This window comes from Roseateles agri, from assembly GCF_034043675.1.
In the GTDB taxonomy this organism is placed as follows: domain Bacteria; phylum Pseudomonadota; class Gammaproteobacteria; order Burkholderiales; family Burkholderiaceae_C; genus KK5.
Map to the genome: position 1 here is coordinate 295,951 of NZ_JAXCLA010000007.1, position 16,025 is coordinate 311,975.

Genomic DNA, 16,025 nt, shown 5'->3' on the forward strand with positions numbered 1-16,025 from the left:
CAAATTCGCCGTTAGGGTGCGCTCCCAATTGTGTCAAATTGGGATGAAACTAGAGCCCTGCCTTTCGGTCCCCTGATCCGTGCCTGATTCCTCTCCCACCGCCGCCGCGACCAAGCCCGCCGCCGCAGCGCCCACGCGCAGCTTCGGCCGTTTCGAGTTGCGCGCCTTGCTGAACAAGAGCGCGCGCACCATGCTCTGGATCGTCTACGACGAGCGCAACGAGCAGGAGCTCTACCTCTGCATGCCGCGCGTGGCGCCCAACTCGCCTGCCGCTGCCGAAGACTGGCAGAAGATGGCCAACGCCGGAGCGCGGGTGAAGCACCCGAACCTGGGCAACGTCGTCGAGGTCGGCCAGGTCGAGCACTGGCCTTATGTCGCCTACGAACGCGCGCTCGGCGAGACCTTGGACGAACGGCTCGCCCGCGGACCCGCGCCGGTGCCGAACGAGGCGGCCGACTGGATCTGCCAACTGCTCGAAGGCCTGGCCTTCGCGCACGAGGCCGGCCATGCGCACCGCGACATCCAGGCCGCCCTGGTGGTCATCAGCCCGACCAACCAGGTCTGCCTGCTGGGCCTGGAAGTGGCCCAGGAAGTGTTCCCGGCCAATGCGAACTTCAACGCCGTCACGCGTCGCGCGGTGCGCGAGGCCGCCGAGGAGGATGTGCTCTGTGTCGGCCTGCTGTTGCATCGCCTCCTCACCGGCCGGCCGGTGCTGGAGCTGAACGATCTGCAGATGGTGATTCAGCAGATGCAGCCGATCGGCCACGAGGTCGTGCGCCTGGGCTGGGAGACGCCGCACCCGATCCCCGATCCGCTGCGCGCGATCGGCAATCGCGCCACCGACCGGCAGGCCCGCCAGCGCTATCACATGGCCCGCAGCTTCCTGCGCGCGCTGGACGGCTGGCGCACGGCCGCCAATGCCGACGACGGCGGGCCGATCGCACTGCTGATCGACCGGCTGCAACGCGTCGGCCACCTGCCCGGCACGACGACGGCGCTGAACGCCGTCGCGCAGTCCAGCAGCATGGGCGGCAAGCACATCAGCGTCCTGGCAGAACTGGTGCTGAAGGACATGGCGCTGAGCCTGGAGCTGCTGCGCCGCGTCAACAATTCGCTGAAGCAGCAGGGCGCGCCGGTGGACGGCACGGTGCTGAACCTGCAGCGCGCCATCGCCATGCTGGGCCTCAACGGCGTGCAGGAGGCGGCCCGTTCGCTGAAGCCCTGGCCGGGCGTGCTGGCCGAGCAGCCCGCGATCATGCTGCGCAAGCTGATGGATCACCTGCAGCGCGCGGGCCAGATCGCACAGGCGCTGCGGCCCGCCGGCTACGACGCCGAGGTCATTTACCTGATCACGGTGATGCAGAGCCTGGGCCGCCTGCTGGTGACCTATCACTTCCCGGAGGATGCGCAGCAGATCCGGCAACTGATCCAGCCGCTGGAGCCCACGCCCGACCATCCCAACCCGGCGCCGATGACCGAGCAGGCCGGCGCCTACGCGGTGCTCGGTTGCGATCTGGACACCCTGGGCCAGGCGGTGGCGCGCTACTGGAGCCTCGGTGACGAGTTGCAGCACATGATCCGCCGCCAGGGCGCCGATGCGCCGGTGCGCCATGCCGATTCCGATGCCGAGACGCTGCGCCTGACCGCCAGTCTCGCCAACGAACTGGCCGACGCGCTGCTGCAGCCCGAACCCTTGAAGCGGCAGGCCGCCATCGAGACCGCGACCAAGCGCTACGCCCGCACGCTGCACATCGGCCTGCGGGAGGTCGAGCTGGCGATCAATCCGGAGAGCGGTGAAGGCGCGCCGGACGAGCCCGAAGCGCCGCCCGTGGTTGCCGTGCCCAAGGCTTCGGCCTTGCGCGGCCGCTTCACTTCCGGCGGCCGCTGAGCCGGCCCGTGGCTATGGGCACCGGGGCCGAGGGCCGCAAGTCATCGCTGCCGCCTGAGCTCGGCCGCTTCCGCCTGCTGAAGAGCCTGGGGCAGGGCGCGCAGGCCACGGTCTGGCTCGCGCACGACCCGCGGCTGGACCGGGAGGTGGCCGTGAAGGTGCTGCGCTCCGGCGCCGATCCGCTCACGGTGGACGAGTGGCTGCACGAGGCGCGCGCGGTCAGCCGGCTGACGCATCCCAACATCGTGCCGGTGTTCGAGGCGGACGCGCAGGGCGGGCAGTCCTACATGGTGTTCGAGTACGTGCCGGGCGGCACCTTGGCCGAGCGGTTGCGTGGCGGGCGGGCGCTGCCGGCGCGCGATGCCGTGGAGCTGATGCTGCAAGTGCTGGACGGCCTGCAGGCGGCGCACGACAGCGGCGTGGTCCATCGGGACCTGAAGCCGACGAATGTCCTGCTCGATGCCCAGGGCCGTGCGCGCGTGATGGATTTCGGCATCGCCGCCCGCGTGGCCAAGGCCGGCGAGGCGCCGGCCAGCGGCGAGCCGGAGCCCATCGTCGGCACGCCCAGCTACCTCTCGCCCGAGGCCGCACGCGGCGAGGCGCCGAGCCCCTTGATGGACGTCTTCGCTGCCGCCTTGCTGCTGGCCGAGATGCTCAGCGGCCGTCGCCTGAACCAGGATGCCGATCCCTGGCGATCGGTCCACCGCGTGGTCGAGCAAGACCTGACCCTTCCGTCGGGCCTGGCCGCCGATGTCGATGACGCGTTGCGCGCCATCGTCCAGCGCGGCCTGGCGCGCGACGGCTCGCAGCGCTGGCCCAGCGCGCGGGCGTTCCGCGATGCGCTGGCGGCGTGGCTGAATCCGGCGCAGGAGCCGGTGGGCGAAGGCAGCGAAGGCGCGGCGCTGGAGTTCCTGCTGCGCCGGATGCGGATGAAGAGCGACTTCCCGGCGATGTCCGACGCCGTGGGCCGCATCCAGCGCCTGACCCAGAGCGAGAACGAGAGCATCACGAGTCTCTCGAACGAAATCCTGAAGGACGTGGCGCTGACCCACAAGCTGCTGCGCCTGGTCAACACGGTGCAGTTCAGCCATGCCGGCGGCGGCACGATCAGCACCGTGTCGCGCGCCGTTGCGCTGGTCGGCTTCGCCGGCATCCGCAACCTGGCGCTGTCGCTGATCCTGCTGGAGCGCATGGAGAACAAGGCCCACGCGCAGCTGCTGCGCGAGGAGTTCCTGCGCTCGCTGATGGCCGCGTCGCTGGCGCGTGAGCTGTGCGGCGCGCCGCACAACAACGAGGAGGCCTTCCTCTGTGCGATGTTCCATCACCTCGGCCGCGTGCTGAGCGAGTTCTACTTCCCCGAGGAAGCGCAGCAGGTGCGCCGCATCATGCGGCCTGAGCGCGGCGCGGCGCCCGATGCCAAGCCGGTCAGCGAGGCGGCGGCTTCGATGCAGGTGCTGGGCATGAGCTACGAGCAACTGGGCGTGGGCGTGGCGCGCAAGTGGGGCCTGCCGGACGTGCTGCAGGCCAGCATGCGCCGGCCCGAGGGTGAGCCACCGGCACGGCGGGTGGACAGCCCGATCGAGCGCCAGCGCTGGCTCGCGCGTGCCGCCAACGACGTGGCCGATGCCTTGCTGCTGGCCGAGGCCAAGGATGCGCACGGCCGCGTCCGCGCGATGGCGCAGCGCTACGCGCGGGCACTGGGCGTCACCTCGGAGGCCTTCGCCAAGGCTGCCGAGCAGGCTCGCCAGCGCCTGGGCCAGATGGCGCAGGCGATGGACATCAAGCTCGCCAAGGGCTCACAGGCGGAGCGCCTGCTGGCGCCGTCGACGCCCGCGCCCAATGACGATTCGCTGTCGGAACACCAGTTGCAGGCAACGCAGGTGTTGGAGCCGACGCTGCCCGGTCAACAGCCGTCGCGTGAACAGGCGGTGGACATGCTGACCGCCGGCGTGCAGGACATCACCCAGGCGATGGTGGAGAGCTTCAAGCTCAACGAGGTGCTGCGGATGATCCTGGAGACGATTTATCGGGGCCTCGGCTTCCGCCGCGTCGTCTTCTGCCTGCGTGATCCGAAGACCGATGCGTTGACCGGACGCTTCGGCCTGGGTGAGGGCGTCGAGGCGGTGACGCCGGCGTTCCGCGTTGCGCTGAGCGCGCCGCCAGGCACAGTGGCCGACCTGTTCTCCGCGGTCTGCCAGAAGGGCGTGGACACCTTGATCGCCGATGCCGGCGTGCCGAAGATCGCCGAACGGCTGCCGGCCTGGTTTCAAGGTCCGGTGCGCGCCTCGAGCTTCCTGCTGCTGCCGATGGCGATGAAGGGCGCGCCCTTCGCGCTGATCTACGCCGACAAGGTACGCGCCGGCAGCATCGACCTGGGCGAGAAGGAACTGTCGCTGCTGCGCACCTTGCGCAACCAGGCTGTGATGGCCTTCAAGCAGGCCGGCTGAACGGGTCAGCGGCCGCGATCGCGATAGCCATCGCGGTGTTCGTAGTGGCCTTCGTACCAGCGGCGGCGTCCGCCTTCCCAGCCCCAGTAGCCATCGACCCAGATGCCGGGACCGGCGACCACGGCCGGTTCGGCGACATAGCCGCCACCGTAATAGCGGTGCGCCGGCACCACGACGCAGCCGCTGAGGCCAGCGCCGACGAGGGCCAGCAGGGCCGCGGTGGAAATGAGGCGGCTCTTGTTCAGCATCATCATCTGCTCCTGATCAATCGTTGCTTGTGTGTTCAACGCATCTCAGGGCAATGACGGTGACCGGATCGGCGCAGAGTTACTGCCGGTCACAAATGAAAAAGCCGGCGAACGCCGGCTTGATAGAGGTTGACGAGCCTTGACTCGGCACTGGTTGCAACGGTTGGGGCTGCTTCGTTCCCGACCTGACCCGGTTGGCCGCGCTTCCATGCGAGGAGGCCCGTCGGGGTGGAGTATACCCCTCAGCGAAGTTGCAGATCGTCGTCGCTGAAGCGGATGTTCAGCGGCTCGATCAGCAGTTGCTTCTCGCCTTCTTCCAGCGCGCCAGCGACCCAGGCGTCGATGCCGCAGGCCTTGGCGACTTCGACTGTCTTGGCGGCATCCGTGGCGGGAACGAAGATCGCGAAGCCGGCGCCCATGTTGAGCGTCGAGTAGGCCTCGCGGTCGTCCTGCTTGGCGTGCTGCTGCATGAACTTCAGCACCGGGGTGACCGGGGGCACGGTGTGGATGCGGTAGGTGAAGCGGCCGGGGTGGCGCAGCAGCTTGCGCCAGCCGTGGCCGGTGATGTTGGCGCAGTAGTGCGGCTGGATGCCGGCCTTGTACAGCGCCTCGGTGACGGGCGAGTACAGCACGGTGGGCGCCAGCAGCGCGTCGCCGTAGGTGAGGCCCGGCTCGATCTCGGTCAGGTAGCCGTTCGGCAGCCGTTCGACCAGCTTGCGCGCGAGCGACAGGCCGTTGGCGTGGATGCCGCTGGAGGCCAGCAGCACGATGGCGTCGCCCGCACCCAGCTTGTCGCCGACCGACAGGCGCTGCTTCGGGTTGACGAGGCCGGTGCAGGACGCGGCCAGGTCGATGCGGCCCTCTTCGACGATGCCAGCCAGCGCCGGCGTCTCGCCGCCGCCCCAGGCCACCGAGCAGGTGTCGCAGGCCTTCTTCCAGCCCTCGACCAGCGCTTGCGCGCGGGCCTTGTCGCCGAACCAGTCCGAGCCGCCGGCGGCCCAGTAGGCTTGCACGACCAGCGGCGTGGCGCCGACGGTGATCAGGTCGTTGATCGCCATCGCGATCGTGTCCTGGGCGATGGCGGCGTAATAGCTGCTCTTGCCGGTGAGCTTGGCCATCTCGTCGGCCACCAGGGTCTTGGTGCCCAGGCATTCGACGATCGAGGCCATGTAGAACGGGCCGACGTCGACGACGTAGGCCGATTCGCCGCGCGAGGCGGGTACTTCGGTGAAGCCGTGGCCGATCAGGTGGGCGCCGGTCGCGGCAGCCGCGCGCTGGGCCGAGATCTTCAGCGGATCGATCAGGTCGTAGTTGACGCCGGCTTGCTCATAACTGAGAGTTTCGGCGGAGGAGGGGGCGGTGTTGCTCATGGTCTCGGATTATCGGTCAGGCCGGCAGGGAGCCCGCCCGTAGAATGCCGCGCCATGAGTTATCTGGTCCTTGCCCGGAAGTACCGCCCCCGCGCCTTTGAAGAGATGGTGGGACAGGAGCACGTCGTGCAGGCCCTGTCGAACGCGCTGACGCAGCAGCGTCTGCATCACGCCTACCTGTTCACCGGCACGCGCGGCGTCGGCAAGACCACGGTCTCGCGGATCCTCGCCAAGAGCCTCAACTGCACGGGCCCGGACGGCAGCGGCGGCATCACTGCCACCCCCTGCGGCGTCTGCGATGCCTGCCGCGATATCGACTCAGGTCGCTTCGTCGACTACGTCGAGCTCGACGCGGCCTCGAACCGCGGCGTGGAAGAGATCTCCCAGTTGCTGGACCAGGCGGTCTACAAGCCGGTCGTCGGGCGCTTCAAGGTCTACATGATCGACGAAGTCCACATGCTCTCGAACACCGCCTTCAACGCGATGCTGAAGACGCTCGAGGAACCGCCCGAGTACCTGAAGTTCGTGCTCGCGACCACCGATCCGCAGAAGGTGCCGGTGACGGTGCTGTCGCGCTGCCTGCAGTTCAACCTGCGGCCGATGGCGCCGCAGAACGTACTGAGCCACCTGACCAGCGTGCTGCAGACCGAGAACGTGCCGGCCGAGCCCGGTGCGCTGCGCCTGCTGGCCCGCGCGGCGCGCGGCTCGATGCGCGACGCGCTGTCGCTCACCGACCAGGCGATCGCCTTCGGCGCCGGCTCGCTGACCGAGCCGGGCGTGCGTCAGATGCTGGGCAGCGTCGACCGCTCTCACGTCACGGCCATCCTCGACGCGCTCGCCGCCGCGGACGGCGCTGCCGTCGTCGCCCAGGCCGACGCCTTGCGCAGTCTGGGCCTGTCGGCCGCCGGCACGCTGGAAGACCTGGCCGGCCTGCTGCAGCAGATGGCGGTGGCCCAGGCCGCGCCGCGCGCGCTCGACGAGCAGGATCCCGACACGGCCGAGGCCCGGCGCCTCGCCGCGCTGCTGCCGGCCGACGAGATCCAGCTGATGTACAGCATGGCCCTGCATGGCCGCCAGGAACTGGCGCTGGCGCCGGATGAATACGCGGGCCTGCTGATGGTCCTGCTACGCATGCTGGCTTTTCGGCCGGCCGGTGCCGCGAGCCAGCAGCCGGTGAAACCGCCTGCCGCGAAGGCCGAGCCGGCCCCCGCGGTGGCCGCCGCGCCGCTGCTAGCGCCGGTCGCGCCCAAGGTTGTGGTGCCTGTGCCTGTGCCTGTTGCTGCGCCGCCCGTGGCGGCATCCCGGCCTCCCGTGCCCGAACCCGTGCGTGAACCCGCACCGGTGCGTGCGCCTGAACCGCCGCCGGTGCGCACCGCCGTCGATCCCAGCTCGCCGAGCGCGCGACTGCGTCCGCGTGCGATGGTGCAGCCGGTCGAGCAGGAAGCCGATGACGACCTGGGCCCGCCGCCCGCTGGCGATGAGCCGCCGCCCTGGCTCGATGCCGGGCCCGACGACGATGTCGCTGTCAGTGCCGCCGATCTGGGTGATCCCGATTTCGGCGAGAACGATGCGCCCGCCGAGCGCAGCAAGGGTTATGCGTCGACCGCCGGCGCGGACGTCGTCTTCGAGCCCACGCCGCTCGGCGAGCGCTGGCACGCGCAGGTGATGACCCTGGGCCTGACCGCGCTGCCGCGCGAGCTGGCGATGCAGGCGCAATGCATCGGCTTCAGCGAGGAAGGTGAGACGCAGGTCTGGCGCCTGCGCGTCGAGCGCGATTCGCTGCGCCAGCCGGCGCTGAAGGACAAGCTGCAGACGGCCTTGAACACGGCCCTGCAGCGGCCTGTGCGCATCGAACTCGAAGCCGGCGTGGCGCAGGACTCGCCAGCGTTGCGCGAAGCCGCCGCGGCGCAGGCGAAGCAACGCGAGATCGAGCGCATCGTCGTCGAAGACCCGATCGCGCAGGCCTTGCTGGCCGACTTCAAGACGGCACGCATCGTGCCCGGATCGATCCGCTCGATCCTCCACTGATTTTCAAAGTTATTCCAAGGAGTACGTCAAATGATGAAGGGTCAACTCGCCGGCCTGATGAAGCAGGCTCAAGCGATGCAGGACAACCTGAAGAAGGCGCAGGAAGAGCTCGCCACGATCGAGGTCGAGGGCCAGTCCGGCGCCGGTCTCGTGAAGGTCACCATGACCTGCAAGAACGACGTCAAGCGCGTCACCATCGATCCGAGCCTGCTGGCCGACGACAAGGACATGCTGGAAGACCTGGTGGCCGCCGCGTTCAACGATGCGGTGCGCCGCGCCGAGCAGGTCAGCAGCGAAAAGATGGGCAAACTGACCGCCGGCATGCCCATGCCTCCCGGCATGAAGTTCCCGTTCTGATCTTGGCCGCCTCGGCTTTAGAGAACTTGATCGAGGCGCTGAAGCGCCTCCCCGGCGTGGGCCAGAAATCGGCCCAGCGCATGGCCTATCACCTGCTGCAGCACGACCGGGAGGGCGCGCGCCAGATGGCGAAGGCGCTGAGCACGGCGACCGAGTCGATCGGCCACTGCCAGCGCTGCCACACCTTCAGCGAGACCGAGCTGTGCCTGATCTGCTCGGACGGCGCGCGTGATGCGCGGCTGCTGTGCGTGGTCGAGACGCCGGCGGACCAGGCCGCGCTGGAGCGCACCGGCTCCTACCGCGGCTACTACTTCGTGCTGCTGGGCCGGCTGAGCCCGCTGGACGGCATCGGCGCGCGCGAGATCGGCGCGGAAGAACTGCTGGCACGCGCGGCGCAGACGGAGGTCGAGGAGGTGATCCTCGCCAGCAGCTTCACCGCCGAGGGCGAGGCCACGGCCCACGTGCTCGCCGAGGCCTTGCGCTCGCGCGGTATCAAGGCCACGCGCCTCGCGCGCGGCGTGCCGGTCGGCAGCGAGCTGGAGTATGTGGACCTGGGCACGATCGCCCATGCCCTTTCCGATCGACGTTGAGGGATCGCCTGCATGACCATCGCGAATATCTGCATCCTCGTGGCCTGCGCGCTGCCGATCGCCTGCGCGGGCATCGCCAAGGCTAAGGGCCTGGGGAAGATCGACCGTCCCGGCGGCTATGACAACCGCGAGCCGCGTGCCTACCTGTCGCAGCTGACCGGCTGGCGCGCCCGTGCCAATGCGGCGCAAGCCAACAGCTTCGAGGCGCTGCCGCTGTTCATCGCGGCCGTGCTGGTGGCTCAGCAGGCGCAAGCACCGCAGGGGCGGACAGACACACTGGCGATGGCCTTCATCGCCCTGCGCCTGGTCTACATCGCCCTGTACATCGCCAACCAGGGCATGTTGCGCTCGCTGGTCTGGTTCCTCGGCCTGCTCTGCTGCGTGGCGATGTTCTTCTGAGCGACGCTCAGCGCCGCGCCACGCTCGTCGAGGGCTTGGCCGAGGCGCTGGTCACCGTGTGGCCGCCGCGAGCGGACTTGGTCTTGACCAGGCGTTGCGGCTGCTTGCCGGCTGGTGCTGCCACCGTCTTCGCGGCCACGCGCTGCGGTGCCACAGCCGGTGTGGCCGGCGTGGCCGTGTAGACAATCACCGTCTGGCCCGTCTTGAAGCTCGTCGCCCGCGGGCCCAGCTTGTTCCACTGCGCGACCTGCGCTGTGCTGACGCGGTAGCGCCGCGCCACCGCGGCCACCGTCTCGCCCTTGCCGGCGCGCCACGACACGCGGCGCAGCGGCGGCACGTCCGGCGCCAGGGTCATGCTGGCGTTCTCGGCCAGCAGTTCGGACACGTCCTCCTGGCGGTGCGCGGCGCGCGGCACCAGCAAGGTCGAGCCCTTCTTGACGAGCATCTTCGGCGGGATGTGGTTGACCTCGCGCAGCGCGTCCTCGTTCATGCCGACCTGCTTGGCTGCCTCGGCCGGCTTCATCGTGCGCGGCACGACCCAGGCGGTCCAGGTCGCCAGCGGGCCGCGGTGGGCGGCCAGGTTCAGCGCGAAGGCGCTGGCGTTGTCAAAGGGCAGCAGCACGCGCTCGGTACCCGCGGCCAGGATCACCGGCTTGTTCATCTGCGGGTTGAACTGCTTGAACTCGTCGGTGCCGAGGCCGGCCAGCCGGGCGGCGACGTCCACGTCCATGTCTCGCTCGATCGCGACGCTGAGGAAGTACGGGTGGTTGGACAGCGAGGGCAGCGTCAGGCCGAAGGCTTCCGGCGTCATCACGATGTTCTTCACCGCCTGCAGCTTGGGCAGGTAGTAGCGCGTCTCGTCCGGCATCTGGATGCTGTCGTAGTCGGTCGGCAGGCCGCGCTTCTGGTTGCGCGCGATCGACTTCTGCACATTGCCCTGGCCCCAGTTGTAGGCGGCCAGCGCGAGTTGCCAGTCGCCGAACATGTCGTGCAGGCGGTTCAGGTAGTCCAGCGCGGCGCGGGTGGAGGCGAGCACGTCGCGGCGGTCGTCGCGGAAGATGTTCTGCTTCAGCGCGAAGTCGCGGCCGGTGGCCGGCACGAACTGCCACATGCCCGAGGCCTTGGCGGTGGACTGGGCCTGCGGGTTGTAGGCGCTCTCGATGAAGGGCAGCAGGGCCATCTCGGTGGGCATGCCGCGCTTCTCCACTTCCTCGACGATGTGGAACAGGTAGCGGCTGCCGCGCTCGGTCATGCGCTGCACGTAGTCGGGCCGCGAGCTGTACCAGGCCTCGGCCTTGCGCACGCCGTCGTTGTCCAGCTCGGGCATCGCGAAGCCGGCGCGCAGGCGGGCCCAGAGGTCGGCGTTCTCGATCGCGGTGTCGGACAGGTCGACCTTGACGCCGGGGCGCAGCGTGTCTTCCAGCAGGGCGGAAGCGGCGGCTTCGGTCGCGAGCGTCGGTGCCGGCATCGGCGGCAGCACGGGCGCGGACGAGGCGGCGGCGACGGGCGTGGGGGGCGGGACTTGCGCCGTGCCCGCGGGAGCGGGGGAGGCGTCTGAGGAAGCGGGAGAGGCGGGCGGCTGAGTGGCGCAGGCGGCCAGCAGCGAGGCAAGGAGCAGGGCGCTCCAGCGGTGATGGATCGTCATCGGAATTCGTTCTTCCATTGGCGCAGCGTGGCGAGCACCGTGGCGGGGTGTTCGTCAGGCATCGCTGCGGGGGTGGCATGGGCGCGGGCGGCGGCCAGGACGGTGGGCTCGCTGCAGCGCAGGAAGGGGTTGATGTCGCGCTCCAGCGCGATCGTCGACGGCAGCGTCGGCTCGCCGCGTTCGCGCAGGGCGATGCAGTGGACTTCGTGATCGCGCAGCGCGGCGTTGCCGGGCTCGACGGCGCGCGCGAAGCGCAGGTTCGACATCGTGTACTCGTGGGCGCAGCAGACGCGGGTGTCGCCCGGCAGCGCGGCGAACTGCTGCAGCGAGTCGTGCATCTGCTCGGCCGTGCCTTCGAACAAGCGCCCGCAGCCGGCCGAGAACAGCGTGTCGCCGCAGAACAGCAGCGGCGCCTCGCCCGCCGGCTCCGCGTAATACGCGATATGGCCGGCCGTGTGGCCGGGCACGTCCAGCACGCGGAACTTCAAGCCCAGCAGCTCGACGGTATCGCCGGCAATGCAGGGGATGCAGGGTCCGGGGATGGTCTCGTGGGCCGGGCCGTAGACCGGGCCCTGCAGTAGCGGACGCAGGCCTTCGAGGCCGCCGACGTGATCGCCGTGGTGGTGCGTCACTAGAATGCCGGCAAGGCGCAGCCGCCGTGCGCTGAGCGCTTCGATCACCGGGGCCGCATCACCCGGATCGACGACGACGGCATCGCTGCCGTCGTGAAGCATCCAGATGTAGTTGTCGGCAAAGGCGGCGACTGCGTTCAGGTTCATGCGGCAGTGGTGTTGGCTATGCAGCGAGTTCCATGACACGCGAAGCTTCGATTATAGAGTTGGCTGCCTGGCTGGAGACCCCGCCGGGACGCTATCTGCTGGCCTGGGAGCAAGCGCAGCTCGATGGCGCGGTGGCCGACCTGTTCGGCTTCCATGCGCTGCAACTGGGCCTGCCCCAGCTGTCGGGGCTCGATGCCAACCGCATGCCGCACCGCTGGCTGGCGCTCGATTGCGCGCCTGGCGCCGGCGAAGAGGCGTGCGAGGACCGCCCCGACGCGCCGAAAGCCATCGTCGCACTGCACTGCGAATTCGACGAACTGCCCTTCGAGGCCGCCTCGCTGGACCTGGTCGTACTGCCCCACGCGCTGGAGCTGGCGCGCGACCCGCACCAGACCTTGCGAGAGGTCGAGCGCGTGCTGCGGCCCGAGGGTCGCGTCGTGATCCTCGGCATGAATCCGGCCAGCTTCTGGGGCCTCAGGCAGAATCTCGGCCGGCTGCGGGGCAAGACCCGGCACCCGTACCTGCCGCGCTTGTCCCCCACCCGCGAGCGCATCGGCTACTGGCGGCTGCGCGACTGGCTGCGGTTGCTGAGCTTCGAGGTCGAGGGCGCGCGTTTCGGCGTCTACGCACCGCCGCTGCGCTCCGAGAAATGGCTGGCGCGCTGGCGCTGGATCGAGCGCATCGGCCAGCGCTGGTGGCCGGTGCTGGGCGCGGTGTACTTCATCGTCGCGGTCAAGCGCGTGCACGGCATGCGTCTGATCGGACTGGCCCGCCAGCAGAAGCAACTCAAACCGAAGGCCGCTCCGGCAGTGGCCTTGCATCAACGTCGTTCCCACAACAAGAAGCCATGAGCACCTCAGCAGTCCCGTCCGCACCACCCGCCGCCAAGCCCGCGATCGCCATTCCGCAGGTCACCATCTACACCGACGGTGCCTGCAAGGGCAACCCGGGGCCCGGCGGCTGGGGCGCCTGGCTCTCGGCCGGCGGGCACGAGAAGGAGATGTTCGGCGGCGAGCCGAACACGACCAACAACCGGATGGAGCTGACCGCGCCGATCGAGGCCCTGGCCTCGCTGAAGCGCACCTGCCAGGTCGTCATCTACACCGACAGCGAGTACGTTCGCAAGGGCATGACCGAGTGGCTGTCCGGCTGGCAGCGCCGCGGCTGGAAGACGGCCGACGGCAAGCCGGTGAAGAACGCCGACTTGTGGCAGCGGCTCGACGCGCTGGCGCGCCTGCATCGCGTCGACTGGCGCTGGGTGAAGGGCCATGCCGGCGACCCGGGCAACGAGCGGGCGGACCGACTCGCGAACCAGGGCGTGGCCTCGGTCGGGCGCTGATCGGCCGTAGACTTTCGGCATGCAGAACCATCCGCTGATCCACTGGCATTCGATGTTCATGGGCGTGGCCCTGCTGGCTGCGGCCCGCTCGAAGGACGCGCGCAAGCGCAACGGCGCCTGCATCGCCAGCGCGGACAACAAGATCCTCGGTGTCGGCTACAACGGCCTGCCGCGCGGCTGCGACGACGATGATCCGTCCTACTGGAGCGATGACGACGCGGACCCTGCCAACTCGCGCCACAGCTACATCGTCCACGCCGAGGTCAACGCGATCCTGAACTGCGTGGTGCTGCCGCTCAACGGCAGCACGATCTACACGACGCAATACCCCTGCCCGCGCTGCGTGCAGTCGATCATCCAGGTCGGCATCAAGCGAGTCGTGTTCCTGGAGAAGAAGTCGCACCAGGTGGCGAACAACCAGGCCTCGGACAAGATGCTGGTCGACGCGCAGATCGAGGTGCTGTCGCTGGACGAACTGGAAGCCGCGGCGGCCCGTTGGTGTGACAAGCTCAACGGCTTCGTGCGCGACACGCCGGAGACTTGAGCCGAATAAGCGGGTGAAATCCCGCCTTATTTGGATTTAAGTTTTCGCCGCGGCGAACATCATCGGGTCTCGAAGTCGAGGCCCATCATGATCATCACGCTGCACCAGAATTCCGCCGAACACCGCGAGCCCCTGCTGGCCGCGCCGCTGTTCCTGGAATCGCCGATCGTGGCACCCGTGGATGCATCACGGCTGCAGCGCCTGCACGCGCTGATGTTCGCCGCCGGCCTCGATCTGGAACCGACCCGCATGGTCTACGACCGTGCCTATGCCTACGAGCGGCTGGCCGCCGGCTTCGGTTCCGACAGCGAGACGCTGCGCCAGTTCGCGATCGATGTGTTCGCGGACTACCAGGACGCGGGTGAGTGGATCGGCCTGATCCACTGATCCTCGTCGGTCGCCGCTTTCACGCGGGTGCCCACTGCGCCACCCGCGCCACCGGCTTGCCGCCGATGATCATCGCCAGCACCTCGTCCTCGGTCACGTCGGCCGTGCGGTAGGTGCCGACGACCTTGCCGTTCTTCATCACGCTGAGCCGGTCCGACAGGCCGAACACGTCCGGCATGTCGTGCGTGATCAGGAAAATGCCGACGCCTTCGCTCTTCAGGCGCCGCACCAGCTCGTGCACCATCCGCGTCTCCTCGGGGCCGAGCGCCGCGCAGGGTTCGTCCATGATCAGCACGCGCGCCTTGAAGTACAGCGCGCGCGAGATCGCGACGACCTGACGCTGCCCGCCCGACAGCGCGCGCACCGGCACGCGGATGTTCTTGAAGTTCGGGTTCAGCCGGTGGAAGGTCTCGCGTGCCGCCTGCTCCATCGCATCGTCGTCGAGCAGGCCGAAGCGGGTCAGCAGCTCGCGGCCGAGGAACAGGTTCTGCACCGCGTCGAGGTTGTCGGCCAGCGCCAGGGTCTGGTAGATCGTCTCGATGCCCAGCGCCTGCGAATCGGACGGGGAGGCGATCTTCGCCGCCTGGCCGCTCACCAGGATCTCGCCGCTGTCGATCGGGTAGGCGCCCGCCAGCATCTTCATCAGCGTGGACTTGCCCGCACCGTTGTGGCCCAGCACGGCGACGACCTCGCCGGGATGCAGCTGCAGGCTCACGTTCTCTACCGCGTGCACGCCGCCGAAGGCCTTGTGCACGTTCCGGATTTCTACCAGCGCCGTCATGCGATTCTTTCTCCGGTCCAGCGGCGGTACAGCACGTCGAAAGCGACGGCCACGATCAGCACCTGGCCGATGATCACGTAGCGGCTGCCGATGCTGACGTCCATCAGCAGCATGCCGCTGTCCAGGAACTGGATCATCAGCGCGCCCAGCACCGAGCCCAGCACCGTGCCGCTGCCTCCCGACAGCGCCACGCCGCCGATCACCGCCGCGGCGATCACGTACAGCTCCATGCCGGTGCCCAGCGAGTTGGTGCCGGCGTTCAGCCGCGCCACGGCGACGATGGCTGCCACGGTGATCATCACCGCCAGCAGCATGAAGAGCTTGATCGTCACGCGCTTGACTGGGATGCCCACCAGTTGCGCCGCTTCCGGATTGCCGCCGATCGCGAACACGTAGCGGCCAAAGCGGGTGCGCCGGGCGATGAAGCTGATGCCGAACACGACGACGCCCCAGATCAGCACCGGGATCGGCACGCCCTGCGCCTCGGGCTTGCTCTCCAGCCGGTAGGCGTTCATCACGCCGACGAAGCCGAGCACGAGGATCGAGAAGCCCGCCGTCAGCGCCAGGTCGAAGGCCAGCGGCCGCAGCGGGAAGCCGTGCTTGCGCTTGCGCGCGCGGCGGGCGAGGCTGCTCCACACCAGCAGCGCCACCAGCACGATGCCCAGCGCCCAGCTCAGGCGAGGCCCAAGCGCTCCGTCCAGTCCGCCGCCCAGCGCAAGGAAGGTTTCGTCGGTGATCGGCTGCGTCTTGCCGTCGGCCACGAGGAAGGCCGCGCCGCGGAAGGACATCAGCCCGCCGAGCGTTACGACGAAGGAGGGCACGCCCAGCACGGCGGTCAGCCAGCCCTGGTAGAGCCCGATCGCCAGTGCCATCGCCAGCCCGGCGAGCGATGCGGAGATCCAGCCCCAGTTCTTCGAGTACATCAGCCAGGCGATCAGCACGCCCACGGCGCCCAGCACCGAGCCGACCGACAGGTCGATCTGCCGCGCCACGATCACCAGCGTGATCGCCGTGGCGACGATGCCGACGACGGCCGTCTGCTGCGCGATGTTGTAGAGGTTCTCCGGCGTCAGGAAGGTGCCGGTGGCGGCGTGGAAGACCACGGCCATCACCACCAGCACGGCGGCCATCAGCGACAGCCGCAGGTCCAGCGCGGAGATTTGGAGTTTGGAGTTCATGGATTGAAGACAGGGAGCGGGGCGGGCCGGCACCCGGCCCGCCCC

16 protein-coding genes and 1 other RNA gene are annotated in these 16,025 nt (G+C 69.1%); 10 read left to right on the top strand and 7 right to left on the bottom strand.

All coding sequences use genetic code 11. The features are described from left to right. Positions 1-79 precede the first annotated feature (79 nt). Together SNE35_RS21745 and SNE35_RS21750 are read left to right on the top strand one after the other, a co-directional pair. Positions 80-1,888: a serine/threonine protein kinase gene (locus SNE35_RS21745; protein ID WP_320425112.1), complete on the top strand. Its 1,809-nt coding sequence runs from the start codon at positions 80-82 to the stop codon at positions 1,886-1,888. 14 nt (positions 1,889-1,902) lie between these two features. Next, a complete protein-coding gene (locus tag SNE35_RS21750; protein ID WP_320425308.1) occupies positions 1,903-4,335 on the top strand; it encodes a protein kinase domain-containing protein in 2,433 nt (810 codons plus the stop codon). 5 nt (positions 4,336-4,340) lie between these two features. Here the strand turns inward: SNE35_RS21750 and SNE35_RS21755 are convergent, their stop codons facing one another. The 3 genes from SNE35_RS21755 to SNE35_RS21765 all read right to left on the bottom strand — a co-directional run bounded on the left by SNE35_RS21755 (position 4,341) and on the right by SNE35_RS21765 (position 5,953). Continuing rightward, on the bottom strand, positions 4,341-4,622 hold the full coding sequence (locus SNE35_RS21755) for a hypothetical protein (protein ID WP_320425113.1): 282 nt from the start codon (positions 4,620-4,622) through the stop codon (positions 4,341-4,343). A gap of 89 nt (positions 4,623-4,711) precedes the next feature. Beyond that, an RNA gene (ffs, locus tag SNE35_RS21760) (signal recognition particle sRNA small type) lies at positions 4,712-4,808 on the bottom strand. Positions 4,809-4,825: 17 nt separating this feature from the next. Further along, positions 4,826-5,953, bottom strand: coding sequence for an AIR synthase related protein (locus tag SNE35_RS21765; protein ID WP_320425114.1), 1,128 nt, complete (start codon positions 5,951-5,953; stop codon positions 4,826-4,828). 54 nt (positions 5,954-6,007) lie between these two features. Here SNE35_RS21765 and dnaX point away from each other — a divergent pair, with 54 nt between their 5' ends. Genes dnaX through SNE35_RS21785 form a run of 4 tightly spaced genes read left to right on the top strand, consistent with a single transcriptional unit; the run spans position 6,008 to position 9,327 of the window. Then, on the top strand, positions 6,008-7,981 hold the full coding sequence (gene dnaX / locus SNE35_RS21770) for a DNA polymerase III subunit gamma/tau (protein ID WP_320425115.1): 1,974 nt from the start codon (positions 6,008-6,010) through the stop codon (positions 7,979-7,981). A gap of 30 nt (positions 7,982-8,011) precedes the next feature. Beyond that, on the top strand, positions 8,012-8,338 hold the full coding sequence (locus tag SNE35_RS21775) for a YbaB/EbfC family nucleoid-associated protein (RefSeq protein ID WP_320425116.1): 327 nt from the start codon (positions 8,012-8,014) through the stop codon (positions 8,336-8,338). Beyond that, a complete protein-coding gene (gene recR, locus SNE35_RS21780) occupies positions 8,338-8,928 on the top strand; it encodes a recombination mediator RecR (RefSeq protein ID WP_320425309.1) in 591 nt (196 codons plus the stop codon). Before SNE35_RS21775 ends, recR begins: the two co-directional genes overlap by 1 nt. 12 nt (positions 8,929-8,940) lie before the next feature. Beyond that, on the top strand, positions 8,941-9,327 hold the full coding sequence (locus tag SNE35_RS21785; RefSeq protein ID WP_320425117.1) for an MAPEG family protein: 387 nt from the start codon (positions 8,941-8,943) through the stop codon (positions 9,325-9,327). 7 nt (positions 9,328-9,334) lie between these two features. Here the strand turns inward: SNE35_RS21785 and SNE35_RS21790 are convergent, their stop codons facing one another. Both SNE35_RS21790 and gloB read right to left on the bottom strand, forming a co-directional pair. Then, positions 9,335-10,972, bottom strand: coding sequence for a transglycosylase SLT domain-containing protein (locus tag SNE35_RS21790; protein WP_320425118.1), 1,638 nt, complete (start codon positions 10,970-10,972; stop codon positions 9,335-9,337). After that, the gene (gene gloB / locus SNE35_RS21795) at positions 10,969-11,751 is read right to left on the bottom strand and encodes a hydroxyacylglutathione hydrolase (protein WP_320425119.1); all 783 of its coding nucleotides are present in this window, start codon (positions 11,749-11,751) and stop codon (positions 10,969-10,971) included. Before gloB ends, SNE35_RS21790 begins: the two co-directional genes overlap by 4 nt. A 32-nt stretch (positions 11,752-11,783) precedes the next feature. Between gloB and SNE35_RS21800 the strand changes: the two genes are divergently transcribed. From SNE35_RS21800 to SNE35_RS21815, 4 genes are all read left to right on the top strand, one after another. Further along, positions 11,784-12,602: a class I SAM-dependent methyltransferase gene (locus SNE35_RS21800; RefSeq protein WP_320425120.1), complete on the top strand. Its 819-nt coding sequence runs from the start codon at positions 11,784-11,786 to the stop codon at positions 12,600-12,602. A 50-nt stretch (positions 12,603-12,652) separates the two neighbouring features. Continuing rightward, entirely contained in the window at positions 12,653-13,090 is a 438-nt protein-coding gene (gene rnhA / locus SNE35_RS21805; protein WP_320425310.1) for a ribonuclease HI, read from the top strand. A gap of 19 nt (positions 13,091-13,109) precedes the next feature. Then, positions 13,110-13,634, top strand: coding sequence for a deoxycytidylate deaminase (locus SNE35_RS21810; RefSeq protein ID WP_320425121.1), 525 nt, complete (start codon positions 13,110-13,112; stop codon positions 13,632-13,634). Positions 13,635-13,721: 87 nt separating this feature from the next. After that, a complete protein-coding gene (locus tag SNE35_RS21815; RefSeq protein WP_320425122.1) occupies positions 13,722-14,021 on the top strand; it encodes a hypothetical protein in 300 nt (99 codons plus the stop codon). A 19-nt stretch (positions 14,022-14,040) separates the two neighbouring features. Here SNE35_RS21815 and SNE35_RS21820 read toward each other — a convergent pair whose 3' ends face one another. Then, the gene (locus SNE35_RS21820) at positions 14,041-14,802 is read right to left on the bottom strand and encodes an ATP-binding cassette domain-containing protein (RefSeq protein WP_320425123.1); all 762 of its coding nucleotides are present in this window, start codon (positions 14,800-14,802) and stop codon (positions 14,041-14,043) included. Continuing rightward, positions 14,799-15,980, bottom strand: a complete 1,182-nt coding sequence (locus SNE35_RS21825; RefSeq protein ID WP_320425124.1) for a sugar ABC transporter permease — start codon at positions 15,978-15,980, stop codon at positions 14,799-14,801. Before SNE35_RS21825 ends, SNE35_RS21820 begins: the two co-directional genes overlap by 4 nt. Positions 15,981-16,025 lie beyond the last annotated feature (45 nt).